At 39.2% G+C, this 16,793-nt stretch carries 20 protein-coding genes and 1 pseudogene; 5 read left to right on the forward strand and 16 right to left on the reverse strand.

Annotated features, from left to right (window positions below; all coding sequences use genetic code 11):
- Window positions 1–20: 20 nt before the first annotated feature.
- The 5 genes from pheS to ruvB all read right to left on the reverse strand — a co-directional run bounded on the left by pheS (window position 21) and on the right by ruvB (window position 3,522).
- Window positions 21–1,034, reverse strand: coding sequence for a phenylalanine--tRNA ligase subunit alpha (pheS, locus tag G580_RS0103635; RefSeq protein ID WP_028841090.1), 1,014 nt, complete (start codon window positions 1,032–1,034; stop codon window positions 21–23).
- Window positions 1,034–1,390, reverse strand: coding sequence for a 50S ribosomal protein L20 (gene rplT, locus G580_RS0103640; RefSeq protein ID WP_028841091.1), 357 nt, complete (start codon window positions 1,388–1,390; stop codon window positions 1,034–1,036). Before rplT ends, pheS begins: the two co-directional genes overlap by 1 nt.
- A gap of 34 nt (window positions 1,391–1,424) precedes the next feature.
- The gene (gene rpmI / locus G580_RS0103645; protein WP_028841092.1) at window positions 1,425–1,631 is read right to left on the reverse strand and encodes a 50S ribosomal protein L35; all 207 of its coding nucleotides are present in this window, start codon (window positions 1,629–1,631) and stop codon (window positions 1,425–1,427) included.
- Between the two features lie 71 nt (window positions 1,632–1,702).
- Window positions 1,703–2,542 carry a 3-methyl-2-oxobutanoate hydroxymethyltransferase gene (panB, locus tag G580_RS0103650; RefSeq protein ID WP_028841093.1) on the reverse strand — a complete coding sequence of 280 codons (840 nt, stop codon included), beginning with the start codon at window positions 2,540–2,542 and terminating at the stop codon, window positions 1,703–1,705.
- Entirely contained in the window at window positions 2,524–3,522 is a 999-nt protein-coding gene (ruvB, locus tag G580_RS0103655) for a Holliday junction branch migration DNA helicase RuvB (RefSeq protein WP_051173041.1), read from the reverse strand. Before ruvB ends, panB begins: the two co-directional genes overlap by 19 nt.
- 313 nt (window positions 3,523–3,835) lie before the next feature.
- Here ruvB and G580_RS0103665 point away from each other — a divergent pair.
- A pseudogene (locus tag G580_RS0103665) lies at window positions 3,836–6,106 on the forward strand (ribonucleoside triphosphate reductase).
- A 32-nt stretch (window positions 6,107–6,138) separates the two neighbouring features.
- Complete coding sequence (locus tag G580_RS0103675; RefSeq protein ID WP_028841096.1) at window positions 6,139–6,339, forward strand: hypothetical protein; 201 nt, start codon at window positions 6,139–6,141, stop codon at window positions 6,337–6,339.
- Here the strand turns inward: G580_RS0103675 and xth are convergent.
- The 10 genes from xth to G580_RS0103720 form a co-directional block, all read right to left on the reverse strand.
- Complete coding sequence (gene xth, locus G580_RS0103680) at window positions 6,336–7,190, reverse strand: exodeoxyribonuclease III (RefSeq protein ID WP_169357067.1); 855 nt, start codon at window positions 7,188–7,190, stop codon at window positions 6,336–6,338. The genes G580_RS0103675 and xth overlap by 4 nt on opposite strands.
- Window positions 7,150–7,320 (reverse strand): RCKP-type rubredoxin-like domain-containing protein, encoded by a 171-nt coding sequence (locus G580_RS11595; protein WP_169357069.1) that lies wholly within the window; start codon window positions 7,318–7,320, stop codon window positions 7,150–7,152. Before G580_RS11595 ends, xth begins: the two co-directional genes overlap by 41 nt.
- Window positions 7,321–7,564: 244 nt before the next feature.
- Window positions 7,565–8,716, reverse strand: coding sequence for a carbohydrate porin (locus tag G580_RS09815; protein WP_038041488.1), 1,152 nt, complete (start codon window positions 8,714–8,716; stop codon window positions 7,565–7,567).
- A 100-nt stretch (window positions 8,717–8,816) separates the two neighbouring features.
- A complete protein-coding gene (feoB, locus tag G580_RS09820) occupies window positions 8,817–10,460 on the reverse strand; it encodes a ferrous iron transport protein B (RefSeq protein ID WP_051173042.1) in 1,644 nt (547 codons plus the stop codon).
- Between the two features lie 10 nt (window positions 10,461–10,470).
- Entirely contained in the window at window positions 10,471–10,578 is a 108-nt protein-coding gene (locus G580_RS11250) for a FeoB small GTPase domain-containing protein (RefSeq protein ID WP_083960793.1), read from the reverse strand.
- The gene (locus G580_RS0103700) at window positions 10,575–10,805 is read right to left on the reverse strand and encodes a FeoA family protein (RefSeq protein ID WP_028841098.1); all 231 of its coding nucleotides are present in this window, start codon (window positions 10,803–10,805) and stop codon (window positions 10,575–10,577) included. The genes G580_RS11250 and G580_RS0103700 overlap by 4 nt, the downstream gene beginning before the upstream one ends.
- Window positions 10,806–10,821: 16 nt before the next feature.
- Entirely contained in the window at window positions 10,822–11,496 is a 675-nt protein-coding gene (locus G580_RS09825; protein ID WP_038041490.1) for an HD-GYP domain-containing protein, read from the reverse strand.
- A 5-nt stretch (window positions 11,497–11,501) separates the two neighbouring features.
- On the reverse strand, window positions 11,502–12,260 hold the full coding sequence (locus G580_RS09830; protein WP_051173044.1) for a GGDEF domain-containing protein: 759 nt from the start codon (window positions 12,258–12,260) through the stop codon (window positions 11,502–11,504).
- A 20-nt stretch (window positions 12,261–12,280) separates the two neighbouring features.
- Window positions 12,281–12,613: a FeoA family protein gene (locus G580_RS09835; RefSeq protein WP_038041492.1), complete on the reverse strand. Its 333-nt coding sequence runs from the start codon at window positions 12,611–12,613 to the stop codon at window positions 12,281–12,283.
- 58 nt (window positions 12,614–12,671) lie between these two features.
- A complete protein-coding gene (locus G580_RS0103720; RefSeq protein WP_028841099.1) occupies window positions 12,672–12,950 on the reverse strand; it encodes a DUF2325 domain-containing protein in 279 nt (92 codons plus the stop codon).
- Window positions 12,951–13,155: 205 nt separating this feature from the next.
- Between G580_RS0103720 and G580_RS0103725 the strand changes: the two genes are divergently transcribed.
- The 3 genes from G580_RS0103725 to G580_RS0103735 all read left to right on the forward strand — a co-directional run bounded on the left by G580_RS0103725 (window position 13,156) and on the right by G580_RS0103735 (window position 16,125).
- A complete protein-coding gene (locus G580_RS0103725; protein ID WP_028841100.1) occupies window positions 13,156–13,839 on the forward strand; it encodes a peroxiredoxin in 684 nt (227 codons plus the stop codon).
- 10 nt (window positions 13,840–13,849) lie between these two features.
- Window positions 13,850–14,083, forward strand: coding sequence for a helix-turn-helix domain-containing protein (locus G580_RS09840; protein WP_038041493.1), 234 nt, complete (start codon window positions 13,850–13,852; stop codon window positions 14,081–14,083).
- Between the two features lie 272 nt (window positions 14,084–14,355).
- Entirely contained in the window at window positions 14,356–16,125 is a 1,770-nt protein-coding gene (locus G580_RS0103735) for a TonB-dependent receptor (RefSeq protein WP_028841101.1), read from the forward strand.
- A 50-nt stretch (window positions 16,126–16,175) separates the two neighbouring features.
- Here G580_RS0103735 and rbr read toward each other — a convergent pair whose 3' ends face one another.
- Window positions 16,176–16,751, reverse strand: coding sequence for a rubrerythrin (gene rbr, locus G580_RS0103740; protein WP_028841102.1), 576 nt, complete (start codon window positions 16,749–16,751; stop codon window positions 16,176–16,178).
- Window positions 16,752–16,793: the final 42 nt, after the last annotated feature.

Here is a 16,793-nt window from a genome sequence, read left to right on the forward strand (position 1 = left end):
GGCTAAAGATTTAAAGGTCTTTACTTAAAACTTTCAAGGAAATATAGATGGTTATCAAAAAACAGCCTGATGTCATCTATTTCATATTTTATCATCGCTATCCTTTCTATACCAAGTCCAAAGGCAAAACCTTGCCATATAGAAACATCATAATTAACCGACTTAAACACCTCAGGATGCACCATCCCAGCCCCTAAGATTTCTAACCAACCCGTACCACTACAAACCCTACATCCCTTTCCATGGCATATCACACAACTTATGTCCATCTCTACACTTGGTTCAGTAAAGGGGAAATAGCTTGGCCTAAACCTAACCTTTGTCTTTTCTCCAAAAACCTCTTTGGCAAAATAAGTAAGCACTCCTTTAAGGTCAGAAAAACTCACCTCTTTGTCTACCATCAAGCCTTCTATTTGATGAAACATCGGGGAATGTCTCACATCGTCATCGCATCTATAGACCTTACCAGGGGCGATGATCCTTAAAGGAGGTTTTCTCTCAAGCATAGTCCTTATTTGAATAGGGGAGGTGTGAGTCCTAAGTATAGTTCCGTTTTTGAGATAAAAGGTTGCCTGCATGTCCCTTGCTGGATGCCATTCTGGGATGTTTAAGGCGGTAAAGTTATAATATTCGGTCTCTACCTCAGGCCCCTGCACCACATCAAAACCTAAACGCCCAAAAACCTCACAGATTTCCTGAATAACCTGAGTTAATGGATGAAGACCTCCTACTACAGGCCTTCTTCCAGGAAGGGTAAGGTCTAAACCTGTAAGGACGTCTTCCTGATTAAAAAGAATTTCCTGCTCTTTTTTGACTAAAAGCGCTTCCAGCTGGTCTTTAAGTTCGTTTAATATAGTTCCAACTTGTTTCTTTTCTTCTAAAGAGAGGTCCTTAAGCCTTTTAAGATAGCTGGTAAGGACCCCCTTTTTTCCTAAATATTTTAGACGGAAGGCGTTGAGCTCTTCAAGAGTAGAAAGGGTTTCAACGTTTTTTAAAGCTTCTTGTTTAAGTTGTTCCAGTTCCTCGATTACCATCATTGCCACTGAGCTTTAGCCACTTCCACCAGCTTCGCAAAGGTTTCAGGCTCAGTTACCGCAAGATAGGCAAGAACCTTCCTGTTAAGGTCAACTCCTGCCTTCTTAAGACCTCCCATAAACTTGCTGTAGTTTAACCCATAAGGTCTTACAGCAGCATTAATCCTTATCTGCCAAAGCCTTCTAAAATCTCTTTTCTTTTGGCGTCTATCCCTGTAAGCATAAACCAGAGCCCTTTCTACAGTCTCTTTAGCTCTTCTGTAGACGTTTTTCCTCTGACCCCAGTAGCCTTTGGCTAATTTTAAAAGTTTTTTATGTCTTCTCCTGGTCTTAACACCACCTTTAGCCCTTGGCATAAACCTTTACCTCCTGTAATTTTAAAGATTAAAACTAAAACTTGTCTGCAATAGCCTTGGCGATGTGATCATAAAAACCAGCAAAAACCTCTTTGTATTGTTTTAGATGCCTTTTAGTCTTTCTGTTCTTTTTCCTAAGAAGGTGACTTTTACCGGCTTTTTTATGCATTATCTTGCCATTAGCCGTAACCTTAAACCTTTTGGCAGCTGAACGGTTGGTCTTCATCTTAACCTTAGCCATAAGACAACACTCCCTTCTAAAATTTTTTATAATTTGAAAACTTTACACCAATTTTTTATAAAAACAACCCCTTAATCTTTTAACAATTCTTTAAGAACCTCTTGAGAAAGGGTAAAACTTTCTTTTTCAGAAGGGAAAGCCTTTTCTCTACATTCTTTTATGTATTGATCTAAGGCTTTTTTAAAGGCCTCAAAACCATCAAAATAGGCCTTAACAAACTTAGGCCTAAACCCTTTAAAAAGCCCTACTACATCATGAAAAACCAAAATTTGTCCGTCTACAAAGGGACCTGCACCTATCCCTATGGTAGGAACGTTTACTTTTTCGGTTATCACCTTAGAAAGCTCTGCAGGCACACATTCTATGACTATAGCAAAAACCCCTACCTCCTCTAAAACCTGGGCATCCTTTATCAACTTTCTGGCACTTTCTATGGTTTTACCCTGAACCTTAAGGCCACCTAACTCAGCCGCCCTTTGAGGGGTAAGACCTATATGTCCAAGCACAGGTATCCCCGCCCTGACGATAGCTTCAACCACCTCAGCTACTTCTTCTCCACCCTCTACCTTAACCCCATGACATCTTCCTTCCTTGATCATCAATCCTGCGTTATAAACTGCCTGTTCTTTTGAGACCTGATAGCTTAGAAAAGGCAAATCACCTATCCTTATCGTATCAGGAGCACCTTTACTTACTGCCCTGCAAAAAAGGAGCATCTCTTCCATCCCGATAGAGAAGGTATCTTCATGTCCTAACATCACCATCGCCGCCGAATCACCAACAAGAATAAAATCTACTCCTGCAGCCTCAGCAATCTGAGCAGAGGTATAATCATAAGCGGTTGAAGCCACGATAACCTCTTTTCCCTTTTTTTCCCTAAGACCATAAGGGCTTATTTTGAAAAGAGACATAAACCTTCCTCCAAGGGATTTATACCAAACCTTTCTTTAAGATAAAGATAGCCTTTTTGGGTAAGCACCCTTCCTTTTCTTGTGCGAGCAAGCATACCTAACCTGATGAGAGCCGGTTCATAGATACTTTCTAACTCTTCAACACTTATACCTGACGAAAGGGCAAGAGCTCCCAACCCCACCGGCCCTCCCTTAAACTCTTTATACAACGTTAAAAGGCACTTTCTGTCCTCAGGGGTAAGGCCCCATTCGTCTATGTCTAAAAGCTGTAAAAACTCTTTTATCAAGCCTTCGTCTACCTTTATATGTTCTTTTGGCTGGCTACGAGTTAACCAGGCAAAATCTTTCAGCCTTCTTAACAGGTTTAAAGCCTGCCTGGGGATGCCCTTTGAAGCCTTGGCTAAACTTAAGGCTGGCTTTTCATCTATGTAAAGCCCATAGGTCTTACCTACTTTAACGATAATCTCTTTTAATTCTTCATCAGTATAAAAATTAAGTTTAAAAATAAGCTGAAACCTGTCTCTTAAAGGTGCTAAGCAAAGATTAGGTTTATTGGTTGCAGCAATAAGGGTAAACTTAGGAAGGCTTAATCTTATCGTTTTTGCCACCTGACCTTTACCGATTACGATGTCTAAAGCAAAGTCTTCCATGGCTGCATAAAGCACCTCTTGACATACCTTAGGCATGCGATGTATCTCGTCTATAAAAAGTATGTCTCCCTCCTTAAGATTAGTAAGGACTGCGGCTAAGGTGCCTGTTTTATCAAGCACAGGACCTGAGGTAATCTTAAGGTCCCTTCTTAACTCAAAGGCTATAATCCTTGCTAAGGTTGTTTTCCCAAGACCTGGTGCACCTACAAAAAACGTATGAGGAAAAACTTCTTGCCTGCCTTTTATAGAAGGAATGTATATTTTTAGCTCCTCTTTTATTCTCTTTTGACCTATAAACTCTTCAAGACTTGCCGGCCTGTATGAAACCATATAAACTTTATTATACCACAAATGGGATGTCAAAATAGTATCAAAAACCTTTCTTTATAAAAATTTTAAACCCTGCTCTTTCTATAAGACCAGATAACATCTTATCCCTAAAAATAAGCCACCAATTTTTTAATTTGTAAAACTTCATAAACAAACAGATTAAACTTAAGTGTGATATTTAAATTTAAAATCACATTTTATCCCAGATAACTTGACAAACAGGATAGAAGCTGTAATTTTAAAAAATAACTAAATATTGTGGTGTTTTTAAAGAAAAAATACTATATATTGTATTAACCTAAGGAGGTTTTTGATGGAACCGTTAGTCAGAAAAAGAACTGGTAAGGTTGTTCCTTTTTCTCGTTTTAGGATCATAAACGCTATCCATAAGGCTATGAAGGCTACCCAAATAGGAACCAAGGCTGATGCTGAAAAAATAGCTGATGCTGTGTCTATCTTTCTTTACAGAAATTATTTTAAAAAGGGAGACATTCCTCATGTGGAAACCATCCAGGACATCATAGAAAGAACTTTGATGGAAAGAGGGTTCCCTGAGGTAGCCAAAGCTTATATTCTTTATCGTGAAAAGAGGCGTCAGGTAAGAGAAATCGGACAAGCCTTAGTTGACGGTATTAACCTTATAGAGGAGTATATAGGCAATGAAGACTGGAGGGTAAAGGAAAACTCTAACATGAGTTTTAGCCTTCAAGGGCTCAATTTTCATGTAAGTTCTTCTATCGTTGCCCGTTATTGGTTAGAAAAGCTTTATCCTAAGGAAATAGCTGAAGCTCATAGAGAAGGAGATTTTCATATACATGACCTTGGTTGTCTTTCAGCCTACTGCATGGGTTGGGATTTATATGACCTTCTTTTAAGAGGGTTTGGAGGGGTTAGTGGGAAGGTTGAAAGTGCCCCTCCCAAGCATTTTAGGTCTGCCCTTGGACAAATAGTAAACTTCTTTTATACCCTTCAAGGAGAAGGGGCTGGGGCTCAAGCCTTTTCTAACTTTGATACCCTCCTTGCCCCTTTTGTAAGGTATGACAAACTAACCTATCCTGAAGTAAAACAATGTATGCAGGAGTTTTTGTTTAACTTGAACGTTCCGACGAGGGTTGGGTTCCAAACACCCTTTACCAACCTCACTTTTGACTTAAAACCCTCTAAGCTTTTTGCCAACATGAGCATTATCATCGGAGGGAAACCTCAAGAAAGTGTTTACGAAGAGTTTCACAAAGAAATGTCTATGATAAACAGGGCTTTTTGTGAGTTAATGATGGCAGGAGATGCTAAGGGAAGGATTTTTACCTTCCCCATCCCTACTTATAACATCACTAAGGATTTTGACTGGGATAATCCTGAGTATGAACCTCTTTGGGAGATGACCAGAAAATACGGGATACCTTATTTTGCAAACTTTGTCAACTCAGACATGGACCCAGAGGATGCCTTCAGCATGTGTTGTAGGCTTCGTCTTGACAAGAGAGAACTGAGGAAAAGAGGAGGAGGTTTGTTTGGGGCTAACCCACTTACCGGAAGCGTAGGAGTGGTTACCATCAACATGCCAAGGCTTGGATATCTTGCTACCTGTGAAGAGGATCTTTTTGAAAGGTTAGAAAGGTTGATGGAACTTGCTAAGGTATCCCTTGAAATCAAAAGAAAAGTGATCGAGGATTTTACCGAAAAAGGACTTTATCCCTATTGTAAGGTCTACTTAAGCTCGGTAAAAGAGGCGAAAGGTGCTTACTGGGCTAACCATTTTTCTACCATAGGACTTGTAGGGTTGAATGAGATGTGCGTAAACTTTTTAGGGAAACCCATCTATGATCCTGAGGGTAAACAATTTGCGATAAAAGTTCTAAGATTTATGAGAGAAAAGATAAGTCTTTTTCAGGAAGAAACAGGAAATCTCTACAACCTTGAGGCCACCCCTGCAGAAGGAACAAGCTACAGACTGGCAAAAATTGACAAGAAAAAATTCCCCAGGATCAAAACCGCAGGTACTGAAGAAACCCCTTATTACACCAACTCTTGCCATCTTCCTGTTAACTATACAGACGATATTTTTGAGATACTTACCCATCAAGATGACCTACAGATACTTTTTACCGGAGGAACGGTCGTTCATCTTTTTATCGGAGAAGAAATCCATGATACCAACGTGGTAAAGGACCTGGTAAAAACCGTGGTAGAAACCTTTAGGCTTCCCTATTTTTCTATCACACCCACCTTTTCTGTCTGTCCTGTACATGGCTATCTACCTGGGAGACATGACTTTTGCCCCTATCCTCATTCTGAGGCTGACTTAAACAGGTTTGGGGTAGAGATGGAGCTTCCGATTAGTCTGGCTAAAAATTTTGCTAATGCAGCTGCAGGTTAAAACTCACACCCAAGGAGGTTTAGGATGAAAGAAGAAAAGACTCAAAAGGTAAAAGTGGTGCCTTGTGAGGTTTATAGCAGAGTGGTTGGATATTTTAGACCAGTACAGAACTGGAATAAAGGTAAACAGCAAGAGTTTAACGAAAGAAAGACTGCAAGGCTTGACGGTTCTTTTAAAGTAAAGTTTTCTCCTGTAGAAAACCACTAATGGAAGACCAAAAAAGGGAGTGTTACCTCCCTTTGGTAAAGGAAAAAAGCTTAAAGAAAAAGGTTGGGGCTGGGGTCTGTGATTTTTGCGGAAATTCCCAACCCTTCTGCTATTTCTGTACCCACTGTGGGCTTACCATCTGTCAGAGTTGCTTTATAGAAAATCAGAGAATGTTTACCAGAAGTGGGGTAACCTGGGTTTGTCCTTCTTGCCTTAACTGGGAAACTCTTTAGACTAAAAATTTAGCTATTACCGGGGCATGGTCTGATGGCTTAGGTTTGGCTCGGAATCTTTTTTCTACATAAACTTCTTCTAATCTTTCTAATAAAGGCTTGGTGATAAGAATATGGTCAAGACGCATTCCATGATTTTTTTTAAAAGCCCCAAACTGATAATCCCACCAGGTAAAAATCCCCTTGTCCTTAGGATGCTTTTCTCGCAAGGTATCATAAAAACCAAAAGAAAGAAGGTCAAAAAAAGCCTTTCGTTCTTTTTCGGTAAAACAGATATGCCCTTCTAACAAAACTGAATCAAAAACATCCTCTTTTTCTGGGGCTACGTTAAAATCTCCCATAAGAATGATAGGGTCCTCAGGAGAAAAGTTTTTCTCGAAGAACTCTTTGAGCTGCCATAAAAAACTTATTTTGTAGTAATAGTAATCTGACTCAGGCTGGCCTCCGTTTGGTATATACACTGAAAAAACCAAAAGAGAAGCAAAACCAAAACCCTCAACCTCTATTCCAATAAGCCTTTCTTCTGAATCAGGGAAGCTATCAGGCTCTGAAGTATTTTCGAAGCCTCGTTTTATACTCTTTGGAGCCACCTTAGAAAGTAAAGCTACCCCATTTCTTCCCTTCCCACCAGAATGAACCACACGATAACCTATTTCTTGATAGGGTTGAAAAGGAAAATCTTCGGTCTTTAATTTGGTTTCTTGTAGAGCAAGGAGGTCTGGACCGACCTCCCTTAAAAATTCTAAAACCTGATCTTTTCTAACTTTTATAGAATTAACATTCCAGGTAGCAACTACCATGTTTAATAGATTACCCAGCTTTTTTCTTACAACCTCTTTTCTTAGGTTCACAAGAAGAGGATGAACTCGCTTCTGCCCCTTCTTTAACCATCGTGTTCATCTCTCCACATTTAGGACATTTTTTAGGCTTACACCTTGATTCTTTTGTCTCTCCGCAGTTACTACATTTCCACAACCCCATATTTCACCTCCTGCAATCTTTATGTTAGTTTTTGCTCCTCAAAATGATATAAAACTTAACTTTTATTAATACTCATCTTAGAAAAATTTCAAGACCCTTAATACGAAATTTTCTACCTGTTTTTATCTGAGGGAGATTTTTTATTTACTTTATTTGACTTTGTTTGACTTTATCTCGAGTATGGTTAATATTTTAAAGGGAATGACCCTTGAAGGGTCATCCCTTTATTTTTGTTTTACCAGGCTTAAAAAGCCAGATTTAGCCTTACCCCAAAGATATGACCTTTATTTTCTGGGTTTTCCTCGTCCTTAAGCCTATCTTTCATCCATTGCCAGTCAAAGGTGAGATGTGAGGCAAAGAGTTTTTCTTTTTCGTATATAGGAACAGAAAGATAGGCTTCTACAGCTTGTGTATGCTTTAGTTCTTCATTTTTTGAGGGAGCTTTAAGGTAAGTGTAGCCTAACCCTAATTCAACGGTTTTTACACCAAAGGGTTTAAACTTATAGTTCAACCCTAAGGAATACATGCTTTTGTAGTCTATTTCTGCGTCATCATCCTGAAAACCAGCTCTGGCAAAAACCCCAAGGGTATCTTTGATTATATCCTGGTCTATAGACACACCCCAGCCCTTTAAAGCTTTTTTCTTTTCTGCTTCCCAATCAGGGAAACGCTTGTTGGTAGTAAAGGCAAAAACTCTATAATTTCCTTCTCCAAAAGAGGTTTCTAATTTATACCCTACCTGGGCAGCATAGTAATTATAAGTTTTCTTGTCAAACCTTGAGTCCTCATTCTCGTCGGTTTTACTTTGCATCCCTACTAAGGCTAAGCTAAAAGGCCCTTTAGACCACTCTACAGCTACTCCATAGTCATAACTTATAAGGTTAGCCAACGGGTTGTTTACAAAGGCCTCATTCATAAACTGTGTCAATTCATCGTTTGCGAACCGGTTTTGGTCGATGAAAGCGGTTGCGTCTATGATTCCCAAGGTTGTTTTAAGGGTTGAGTTGCCTGGCAGATCAAAGGTTCTTGCGTACCAAAGTTCTTGCAAATGGTCTCTTGAACGGTTGTTGATGTTGTGAAGATCATCCCTGAGATCATCTGAATTAGGAGAGAGGGTAAAAGGACTAACCTTTTTTAATCCATTTCCTTTGGCAAAACTACCTCTTACTGAAAACTCGTCCTTTTCTGTAGGTTTAAACGTAACCCTTGCGTCAAGAACCACAGACCCCTTTTCCTCGTCCTTAAAATCCCCTTTTCTCTTATCTAACCCTTGGTAAACCCCTGTCAAGTTTGCCTCGATAGAGAGTTTTTCGTTTACCTCATAGGCTTTAACCTTAACAGGAACTCCGAAAACCAAAAGGCCTAAGGATAAGGTCGTAAAAACCTTTCTTACCATAATTTCCCCCCTGTTTTAGGTTTAACTACATGTTTTTATAATTTTAACACAACTTTTCAAATTGGGCCACCTTTATTATAAAAATAATTAAAAATAATTTTTATAAAATTAACCTTGCAAGATGATAAACTACAAAAGAGACTATCCAGGCAACGATAAAGGTAACCAAAATTATCTGACAAACAAACTTAAAAGATCCTGCTTCTATCCTCACTGTTGCTGCATAAACCATGCATGGAAAATATAGGAGTACAAAAACCATAAAAGAAAGAGCTGAAGCAGGGGTAAACCTATTTTGAAGTTCAGATAAAATACCTGTACCTTCTTCTGATACCTCTGCCGTGAGGGTAACGATCCTAAAAGTAGAGACCAGATTGCCCCCTACTTCTTTTGTTTTTTCAGCAAAAAGCAAAATCAATTCTTTAAGGTCTTCTTTAAAAGAAAGTTCCTCTTGAGGATTATCTTCAACATCTCCTCCATAAATTTGTGCCATCGTTGAAACTATAACCTCTTTGGCAGGGAACCCTGCCAAAAGACTGGCACTACTTGCCCAATCTCCAAAACCTAAGGGTTTAAAAATAGGGGCTATCAGATGTCCTGTTTTGCCTAAGATTGAGTCTTCAGGTTTTTCAGGCTTCCAGGGAAGGTTTAGTGCCATCCATATGAGAACATTAAAGGCCAAAACCAAAGTCCCTGCTTTGATCACAAAATGTTTTAGCTTAAGCCAGGTGTGAATGGCAAGATTTTTAAAAGTAGGGATACGATAAGGCGGTAGTTCCATGATAAAAGGTCCGCTAACTCCTTTAAAATAGGTTTTGTGAAGAATAACAGCAAGGCTAAGAGCTACAGCTATACCCAACAGATAGAGGAAAAGAAGCACCGCTGCTGAGTGAGTTGCAAAAAAAGCTGCCACAAACAAAGCATAAACTGGCAGTCTTGCTCCACAAGACATAAAAGGAACTATAAACATCGTAAGTTTTCTCTCATGCTCCTGTTCTAAAGTTCTACAAGCATATACAGACGAAACATTACAACCAAACCCCATAAGAAGAGGGATAAAAGCTTTTCCCTGAAGCCCAAAGTATCTCATGATTCTATCCATAAGAAAAGCCGCCCTTGCCATATAACCGGTAGCTTCAAGAAAGGTTATCATAAACATGATCATCCCGATTATAGGAACAAAAGACAACACAGTCCCTACTCCTACCCAAATCCCATCCACTATAAGAGAATTTAACCAATCTGTTACCCCTACAAAGGAAAGCCCTGCCTCTATCCATCTTCTAAAGACCTCATTTACAGCTTTGTCCAAAAAATCTATGTAAGGGTTAGCTACATCAAACGCAACCTTAAAAGAAAACCACATCACCAAAAGAAAAAGAGGTATCCCTAAAATCCTGTTTAAAACTATCTTGTCTATCTTTTCTGTAAGGGTCTCTCGTCTGATTTCTGGGCGTTGAAGTACCATTTTGGCAATCCCGGTTGCTAAACCATACCTGACATCAAGCAAGTAATCGCTAAAATCTACCTCGTGGACTGTCTTAATGTGCTTGAGGATGTTTTCTTTTTCTCTTTTATCAAGCTCAACATCCAACTTTCTTAAAAGCTCCTCTTCTCCTTCTAACAACTTAAAAACCACAGCCAAACTTACCCTATCTAAATCCGGTTTTACCACTTTTATACGGGATAAAATCGTTTTTACTAAATCCTCTAACTCCTCTCCATAAGGGAGCTTAGTTGGCACGATTGCCTTTTCAAAGAGGCCAGTTGCCAACTTGAAGATTAGCCTTGGCAATGGCGTTTATCAAACTTGATTTACCTGTGTTAGGATTACCAACCACTGCTATCTTTATTTCTTTCATGCTATCACCTCCACCTCGATCAACTCTGCCTCTTTTTTTCTGATAGAAAGATGATATCCTCGCACTTCTACGTCTACAGGGTCAGCAAGAGGAGCAATCCTAACTATTTGAAGCTCAACCCCAGGGGTTATACCCATTTCCTTTAGGCGTTGTTTTACCGATGGGGGGCCTTCAACAGAAACTACCTTAACTCTCTTCCCTAAATTAACCTTAGAAAGTTTTGGCATCGTTTTTCACCTCCTTTTAGGATTTGTTTATCAACCCTAACCAATCCCTTATTCTTTGTTCCATGCTAAGAAAAATGTCTACTATTTCTGGGTCAAACTGAGAACCTGAGCCTTTTTTAAGTTCCTCCAAAGCCTCTTCAAAACTTAAAGGATTTCTGTAGGGGCGCTTGTCTGTCATCGCAGAAAAGGCATCAGCTACAGCTATTATCCTTGCTCCAAGAGGTATTTCCCGTTCTTTAAGACCTACGGGATAACCCTTTCCATCCCATCTTTCATGATGATAAAGCACCATCTCTATAACCCCTCCTTTACCTTGAAAAATTCTGATATCCTTAAGATAATCTGCCCCAATCACTGGATGTTTCTTAACTATCTTCCACTCCTGCTGTGTTAAAGGACCTGGTTTTTTCAAGATTTCATCAGGTAGAGCAAACTTTCCGATATCATGGAGATGTCCTGCTATGTGAATAAGGTCTGCCAGTTTAGGAGGAAGCCCTAAGGCTAAAGCAACCATGTAGCTTAACACCGCTACTTTTTCTGAGTGGTATTTGGTATACAGGTCTTTACTTTCCATAAGATTGGTCAAGACTTCGCAGATTTGATGAACAGTAACCATCAAAGGCTGACATTTTTCTATCTGACAACATAATTCTACGATTTCAGGGTCATAAAGGCATTGTTTGGCCAACATCTTCCCTACTCCTCACATAGAAAAACCAAATTTTTTCCAGATTTTTTGGCCTGATAAAGGGCCTTATCAGTCATCTCAAAGAGTAGTTCTAAAGGTCTAACCGGAGGGGCTCCACAAACCCCGAGACTTAGAGTAACTCCTAAGGTCTGTCCTTGCCACCAGACTATATGATCAGCCACAGCCCTTCTTATACGTTCTGCTATCAATTGTCCTATCTCAACGGTTGTGTTCTTCAAAAATAAAACAAACTCCTCTCCACCCCATCTAACAGCCAAGTCTGTTTTTCTTAAGTTCCTTTTGATAACTTGAGCAATGTCCTTTAAAACCTTATCTCCTGCCTGGTGCCCAAAGGTGTCGTTGAATCTTTTAAAATCATCTATATCAGCCAAAACCAAGCAATACGGTGGGTTGGCTAACTCTTTCTTTAAGAGATTTTCAGCAAACTGTCTTGTTAGAAGACCTGTCAACTGGTCAACCCTTGCAAAATCTCTCAACATCTCATAGGAGGTTTTCAATGGTCTAACCAAGATATGCTTTAGGAATGCTTTATCTAAAGCCACTCTACTTTCGTTAAACCTGACTACTACCCTATCTCCAGAAGGATCCTGATGGATAATTTCTACCAAAGTTCCCTCCTGAACGCCAATGCTTTTTAATCTCAGGCTTAAGTCAAAGGAAAAAATACATATCACCTCAGCCAATTCTCCTAATGGAAAGTTAGACAGGGGATAAACGGTAAATTTTTGACATTTTCGTATACTCATCCCTGCCTCCCTCCTTTAAACTATGATTTATGGTTTGTTTTAAGAACCATTATTTTCATCGCCAGTTTTCGACTTAGCGCGATAAAAGTTTCTTCTACCCTAAGAAGAATAGGATTACCCGGTCTGTTTTGTTTTACCTCTACTACCTGCCCGGGTTTAAGACCCATAGACCCAATCTTTTGGTTAACAACATCTTTTTTACCTTTAAGACAACACTCAACACCGCCGCAACCTCTACAGGCATACCAAGAACCAACCTTTAAATCTGAAGAAAGAGAATAGATTTTGCCAAGCTCACCTTCTCTAAGAAGAGCTAAAGGGATTAATCCCTTTTCTTTCAAACCCTCAACCATGTCTGACCTCCCTTATTTAATTTATTCTGCATTTCATTTTCAATAAATATACAAAAAATTAGGCATCCACCTTCAACTGGTTAATAAGTTTTTTGATCCTACAAAGCCCTTTGGACCGGCAAAAGATACATTTTTTCTTGCCGCAACTTTTAGCCAGCTTAACAAGTTCATGAGATACACATCCTGTTATTATGATTATGTAATCGGCGGATGAGAAGATATAAGAGGCTTGAGGAGACCATCTGTTGACAAACCTGAGTTTCAGCTTGTTTTCTTTAGCATATTCTTCTAACTGAGGTTTAAACCTATCGTGTCCTCCTACAACCGCAACTGTCATACCTGCCCTCCTATCTGTTTGTTTTTACCCATCCTGCTTTTTAAAATTGCAATTGAAATTAAATCTCAATTTATACATATTTTTTTATCTTATCAAGTCCTTTTTTGTTTTTCAATTTTTGTTTTTCTCCTTGACAAAAGATTATCCTGCATTATATTTTATTAAAAAATTGATTTTAATTAAAAATAATTACAGGAGGTGGGTTATGGAAGAGGTAAAAGAAGTAATCAGTATGCCAAAGATTGGAGACCAGGCCCCAGGTTTTGAGGCTATGACTACGATGGGGCCTATAAAGTTTCCTGAAGATTTTAAAGGACAGTGGGTAGTGTTCTTTTCCCATCCGGCAGACTTTACTCCAGTTTGTTCTACCGAGTTCTTAGCCTTTGCTCAGATGAACGAAGAGTTTGCCAAGAGAAACGTCCAGCTTTTAGGTTTAAGTATAGACAGTGTGTTCTCTCACATAGCCTGGGCCATGAACCTTAAAGAAAAAACCGGTATAGAGATTCCCTTTCCTATAGTAGCTGATGCTGACGGAAGGGTGGCCAAGCTTTATGGGATGTTACACCCAGGGGAAAGTTCCACGGCTACCGTAAGGGCTGTTTTTATCATAGACCCTAACGGTAAGATAAGGGCTATCATTTACTATCCCCTTTCTGCAGGAAGAAACATGAGAGAAATTTTAAGGTTGATTGATGCCTTACAAACGGCTGACAAGCATGGGGTAGCCACTCCTGCCAACTGGGTGCCTGAGCCTCAGGTTTGGGAGTTTACTGAGGAAAACACAAAGGTAATAGTACCCCCTCCAACCTCCTATGAAGAGGCAGTAAACAGGGCAAAACAAGGTTATGAATACATTGACTGGTATTTCTGCAAGAAAAAACTGAGTTAGAGGGGAAAACATGTCTACAGGTTGTGTAAGTCCTGACGGAAGGCTTAGTGAAAAGGCTCTTGGACTGTTAAAGTTGTTAGAAGAAAAAGGGGCTCTTGCCCCTGTTGAAATAGCAGAAATAACCAAAAGACCGCTTTTCCAAGTAAGAAGTTCGCTAAGAGAACTTACAGAGGCTGGATTTATTACCTCATCAGAAGGGGAAAAATACAGTCTTACAGAAAAAGGACGTGCAGCTTTAAGCTAAAGCTCTTTTATTTTTATAAAAACAGGAGAAAGGGAATTTTCCCCTTTCTCCTGTTTAAACTTTTTCACGTTTAGGGTCTAATTTAACCCCAAAATTTTTCTTAAGGAAAGTTAACTTCTAACCTTTCCCAAAATGTATTTTTACTCCTTTTAAATTCAACCCTAAGAAGTTGAATTTTTATGTTTTTATGTTAACCTTTATAAAATTTTTGGTTAACGAAAATTAACCCTTTTACCTAAAGACAAAAATTCCCTTTCGCATGGAGGGTAAAGATGAGGATAGGCAGGATTTTAGGATTAGGAGGGGTTTTGTGGTTTTTATTTAACACAAATGCAGAGGCTGAAAACAGCGAAAAGATTACCTCAGTTTTTCTTGAAGAGGTAAAGGTTACAGCCCCGGCAAGTGTTGAAACGGTTGAACGTGTCTCTCAAGAGGTAAAGGTATTAAAAGAGGGTTGGGAGTTAAAGATCGGGCCTGAGAGGTTTTCTAATTTGCAATTTAGAGAAAGAGGAGAGTTTGGTGTGCAGCAGGACCTTTCTATAAGAGGTTCTACGTTTGAGCAAAATCTGGTAGTTTTTGAGGGTATAAGACTTTCTGACCCTCAAACAGGGCATCATCTTATGAATCTTCCTTTTACCCAAGAGGAGCTTTCTTCTGTAGAGTTGTTAGCAGGAGGGGCAAGTGCCCTTTATGGTCCTGGTGGTTTTGGTGGAGCCCTGAACTTTAACCTTAAAAAGCCAGAAAAGGGAGTTTTTTTATCAGGAGGATACGGAAGCTATGACCTATGGGAACTGAAAGGTAGCTTAGGTTTTGTGTTAGGAAAAACCCCGATAGGGATCAACCTTTCTCAGCAGAAATCAAATGGTTTTATCTGGAACAGAGATTTTGACATAAGAACCTTTAATACCTACGTAAAAGACCAAAGTAAGTTAATTTTTTATGGTTTTCAGGAAAAGGACTTTGGGGCAAGAAATTTTTATACCACTAAATACAACACAGAGTGGGAAGAAACAAGGACCCATCTTTTTTTAGCCAAAAAGAATTTTTATGGAAATTCCTGGTTTTTTGAGCCTGCACTAATCTACAGAATCCATTATGATACTTATCTTCTTGATCGCAATAATCCAGACTTTTATAAAAACCAGCACAAATCTCAGGTGTTAAGGGCAAACTTACCTTTAAGGGTAGAAAAAAGACTTGCTGACTATGTGGTTGGAGTTGAGGCTTCTTATGAAACCCTTGATAGTTCGAGATTAGGAGACCATGTTAGACAAGGGTTAGGGACATATTTTTGGATATATCCGAAGATAAGCGATAAATTTTTCCCAAGCCTTGGGGTTCGATATGACAGCCTGGCAAAGAACGAAGACCTCTTTTCTTATTACTTAGGGCTTGCCTATCTGATCAACCCTAAGCTAAAAATCAGGGCCTCTTTTAGTTTTTCCTATAGAGCTCCAAGCTTTACAGAGCTATACTATGATTCGCCTTATACTAAAGGTAACCCAGGTCTTTCTAACGAAAAGGCCTATAACTCAGAAATAGGGATTGATTATAAGACCTCACACATTTCTCTTTCAGGAACGCTTTTTTATAGAACGGGTAAAGACATCATAGACTGGATAAAGGCAGGAACGATAACGCAAGCTCAAAACATAGAAGAACTAAAAACCTTGGGAGTTACCATAGACTTAAACATAGCATTAAACAGAATTAAACCGTTTCTAAGCTATACCTACTTAAACCAGGTAGCCAAAAATCTAAGTTCAGCCAGATACCAGGGGTCTTATCTAAGGCACAATTTAGTAGGTGGGGTTTATGCAAAACTTCCCTGGGAAATAGATCTAATCGTTAGCGCCAACCTGAGAAAACCTTATAAAGCTAATGAGATATACCTTTTAAACCTGGAATTGAAAAAACAGTTGAAAAACGGGGTTGGCCTTAGTTTATGGGGAAAAAACCTTCTTGACGAAGAGTATGAAGAAATAAGAGGTGTTAAGGCCTGGCCTCAAACCTTTGGGTTAAGGATAGAATTTAAAAGATAATTTGTTTAAAAAGGGGCCTTAAGGCCCCTTTAAATCATTTAAAAGACTTTTTACCAGTTTTCACAAACTAACTCAAAGTAAGCTCTTGGGTGGTCGCAAGAAGGACACTTTTCAGGTGCTTCAAGTCCTTTGTGAATATAACCACAGTTTCTGCATCTCCAAATGACTTCTATTTTTTTCTTGAAAACCGTTCCTTCCTTCAGGTTGTTGGCTAAAGCAAGGTATCTTTTTTCATGAAATTGCTCAGCTATGGCTATGGCTTCAAATACCTTGGCGATTTCTTCAAAACCCTCTTCTCTTGCAATCTTAGCAAAGGTAGGATACATGACTTTATACTCATAGTTTTCTCCGCTTGCAGCATGAAGCAGATTTTCAAGGGTGTTCCCCAGTTTTCCTGCAGGAAACTTAGCGGTAATCTCTACCTCTCCTCCTTCTAAAAACTTATAGAGCCTTTTTGCATGTTCCTTTTCCTGATTAGCTGTCTCCTCAAAGATAAAGGAAATCTGATCAAATCCCTCTTTTTTAGCTATAGAGCTGTAAAAGGTATAACGGTTACGCGCCTGAGACTCTCCGGCAAAGGCAGTTAAGATGTTTTTTTCTGTCTGGGTGCCCTTTAGACTTTTCATACCTAACCTCCTTATCATTTTTTTTATTTGAAAATTATTATA

The organism is Thermodesulfobacterium hveragerdense DSM 12571, from assembly GCF_000423845.1.
In the GTDB taxonomy this organism is placed as follows: domain Bacteria; phylum Desulfobacterota; class Thermodesulfobacteria; order Thermodesulfobacteriales; family Thermodesulfobacteriaceae; genus Thermodesulfobacterium; species Thermodesulfobacterium hveragerdense.